A 3,501-nucleotide genomic window follows, 5' to 3' on the forward strand; every position below is an offset into this window, starting at 1 on the left:
TGGTGGTTCGGGAACCGCACAGTGGACGCGTCGCAACAATTTTGAGCTTGTTGGTGTGGTGAAGTGATCGGCTTATTAGTACCGGTCAGCTCCACGGGTCTTTAGTCCCCGCTTCCACTTCCGGCCTATCACCCAGTGGTCTACTGGGAGCCTCTCCACTCTCAAGGAGTGATGGAAACCTCATCTTGAAGCAGGCTTCCCGCTTAGATGCTTTCAGCGGTTATCCCTTCCCAACGTAGCTAACCAGCAGTGCTCCTGGCGGAACAACTGGCACACCAGAGGTTAGTCCGTCCCGGTCCTCTCGTACTAAGGACAGCCCTTCTCAAGTTTCCTGCGCGCGCAGCGGATAGGGACCGAACTGTCTCACGACGTTCTAAACCCAGCTCGCGTGCCGCTTTAATGGGCGAACAGCCCAACCCTTGGGACCGACTCCAGCCCCAGGATGCGACGAGCCGACATCGAGGTGCCAAACCATGCCGTCGATATGGACTCTTGGGCAAGATCAGCCTGTTATCCCCGGGGTACCTTTTATCCGATGAGCGACGGCGCTTCCACAAGCCACCGCCGGATCACTAGTCCCGACTTTCGTCCCTGTTCGACCTGTCAGTCTCACAGTCAAGCTCCCTTGTGCACTTACACTCGACACCTGATTGCCAACCAGGCTGAGGGAACCTTTGGGCGCCTCCGTTACATTTTGGGAGGCAACCGCCCCAGTTAAACTACCCACCAGGCACTGTCCCTGGTCCGGATCACGGACCGAAGTTAGATGTCCAAAACGACCAGAGTGGTATTTCAAGGACGACTCCACCCCTACTGGCGTAAAGGTTTCACAGTCTCCCACCTATCCTACACAAGCCGTTTCGAACACCAATACCAAGCTATAGTAAAGGTCCCGGGGTCTTTCCGTCCTGCTGCGCGTAACGAGCATCTTTACTCGTAGTGCAATTTCGCCGAGTCCACGGTTGAGACAGCGGAGAAGTCGTTACGCCATTCGTGCAGGTCGGAACTTACCCGACAAGGAATTTCGCTACCTTAGGATGGTTATAGTTACCACCGCCGTTTACTGGGGCTTAAATTCTGAGCTTCGCCTTGCGGCTGACCCGTCCTCTTAACCTTCCAGCACCGGGCAGGCGTCAGTCCGTATACATCGTCTTGCGACTTCGCACGGACCTGTGTTTTTAGTAAACAGTCGCTTCTCCCTGGTCTCTGCGGCCCTTGCACGCTCCCCACCGCAAGGGTGAGTCACGCTCCGGGCCCCCCTTCTCCCGAAGTTACGGGGGCATTTTGCCGAGTTCCTTAACCATGGTTATCTCGATCGCCTTAGTATTCTCTACCTGACCACCTGAGTCGGTTTGGGGTACGGGCGGCTAGTACCTCGCGTCGAGGCTTTTCTTGGCACCATAGGATCACCCTGTTCCCGCGTTCGCGGTCACCATCAGCTCTCGGACTATGTGTTTCCCGGATTTGCCTGGGAAACGTCCTACGGCCTTGGAAGGAGTCAACCATCGCTCCAACGGGCTACCTTCATGCGTCACCCCTGTTAATACGCTTACCTACTACCGGTTCAGGTCCCACGCTCCCCAACCCGATGCGACCCGAAGGTCACGGTGGGATGGTTTGGGTGGTTAGTATCACCGGGCTCGGTATGGGCGGTACTTCGCCGGTACGGGAATATCAACCCGTTGTCCATCGACTACGCCTGTCGGCCTCGCCTTAGGTCCCGACTTACCCAGGGCGGATTAACCTGGCCCTGGAACCCTTGGTCATTCGGCGGACGGGTTTCTCACCCGTCTTTCGCTACTCATGCCTGCATTCTCACTCGTGTAGGCTCCACCACTGGATCACTCCGCAGCTTCACTGCCCACACGACGCTCCCCTACCCATCCACACGACTGAACCACGAAGGCTTGTCTATAGTGTGAATGCCACAGCTTCGGCGGTGTGCTTGAGCCCCGCTACATTGTCGGCGCGGAATCACTTGACCAGTGAGCTATTACGCACTCTTTCAAGGGTGGCTGCTTCTAAGCCAACCTCCTGGTTGTCTGGGCAACTCCACATCCTTTCCCACTTAGCACACGCTTGGGGGCCTTAGCTGGTGATCTGGGCTGTTTCCCTCTCGACTATGAAGCTTATCCCCCACAGTCTCACTGCTGCGCTCTAGCTTACCGGCATTCGGAGTTTGGCTGACGTCAGTAACCTGGTAGGGCCCATTAGCCATCCAGTAGCTCTACCTCCGGTAAGGAACACGCAACGCTGCACCTATATGCATTTCGGGGAGAACCAGCTATCACGAAGTTTGATTGGCCTTTCACCCCTACCCACAGGTCATCCCCCAGGTTTTCAACCCTGGTGGGTTCGGTCCTCCACACGCTCTTACACGCGCTTCAACCTGCCCATGGGTAGATCACTTCGCTTCGGGTCTAGAGCACGCGACTGATTCGCCCTATTCGGACTCGCTTTCGCTACGGCTTCCCCACACGGGTTAACCTCGCCACGTACCACTAACTCGCAGGCTCATTCTTCAAAAGGCACGCCGTCACCCCAACTAGGGAGGCTCCGACGGATTGTAAGCAAACGGTTTCAGGTACTATTTCACTCCCCTCCCGGGGTACTTTTCACCTTTCCCTCACGGTACTTGTCCGCTATCGGTCATCAGGTAGTATTTAGGCTTAGCAAGTGGTCTTGCCAGATTCACACGGGATTTCACGGGCCCCGTGCTACTCGGGAACACTCACAGGAGGCCATGCCATTTCGTCTACGGGGGTCGCACCCTGTATCCCCACCCGTTCAAGAGTGTTCGACTATGACACAGCTTTGTAACTCCTCCACACTTGCGGCAGCAGTGTTAGTAAGGTCCCACAACCCCGCATGCGCAACCCCTGCCGGGTATCACACGCACACGGTTTAGCCTGATCCGCTTTCGCTCGCCACTACTCACGGAATATCTCTTCCTGCCGGTACTGAGATGTTTCACTTCCCGGCGTTCCCTCCACACACCCTATATATTCAGGTGCAGGTCACACGACATGACTCGTGCGGGGTTTCCCCATTCGGACATCCTCGGATCACAGCTCGTTTGCCAACTCCCCGAGGCTTATCGCAGGCCACAACGTCCTTCTTCGGCTCCTGATGCCAAGGCATCCACCGTTTGCTCTTAAACACTTGACCACAAAAGATCAAAGATGCTCGCGTCCACTGTGCAGTTCTCAAACAACCAACCCCACCCACCACCACAACCACACCCCACAAGGAGCCGGCCATGACAGCGAAGGCGAGAAACAACAACCACAAGGGTGTGTTGTCTCAGGACCCAACAGTGTGCCCCCCACCACCCACCCCACCAACCATCCCCCATCTAGGAGACGACCAGCCAAGCAGCAGTCAAGGAATGAACATGATGTTCCACCCAAGAGTCACAGGCAACCCCACCACCACAACGATGATGTTCGACCTGCCACCCACAACCCACACCCGAACAGCTCAACCCTCACCCCCCACCAC

Annotated in this window: 1 rRNA gene; it reads right to left on the reverse strand. The window is 56.4% G+C overall.

The window, feature by feature from the left end:
* Positions 1 to 55 precede the first annotated feature (55 nt).
* Positions 56 to 3,168, reverse strand: a 23S ribosomal RNA gene (locus SERN_RS15170).
* Positions 3,169 to 3,501 lie beyond the last annotated feature (333 nt).

This window comes from Serinibacter arcticus (assembly GCF_004786095.1).
Taxonomy (GTDB): Bacteria; Actinomycetota; Actinomycetes; order Actinomycetales; family Beutenbergiaceae; genus Litorihabitans; species Litorihabitans arcticus.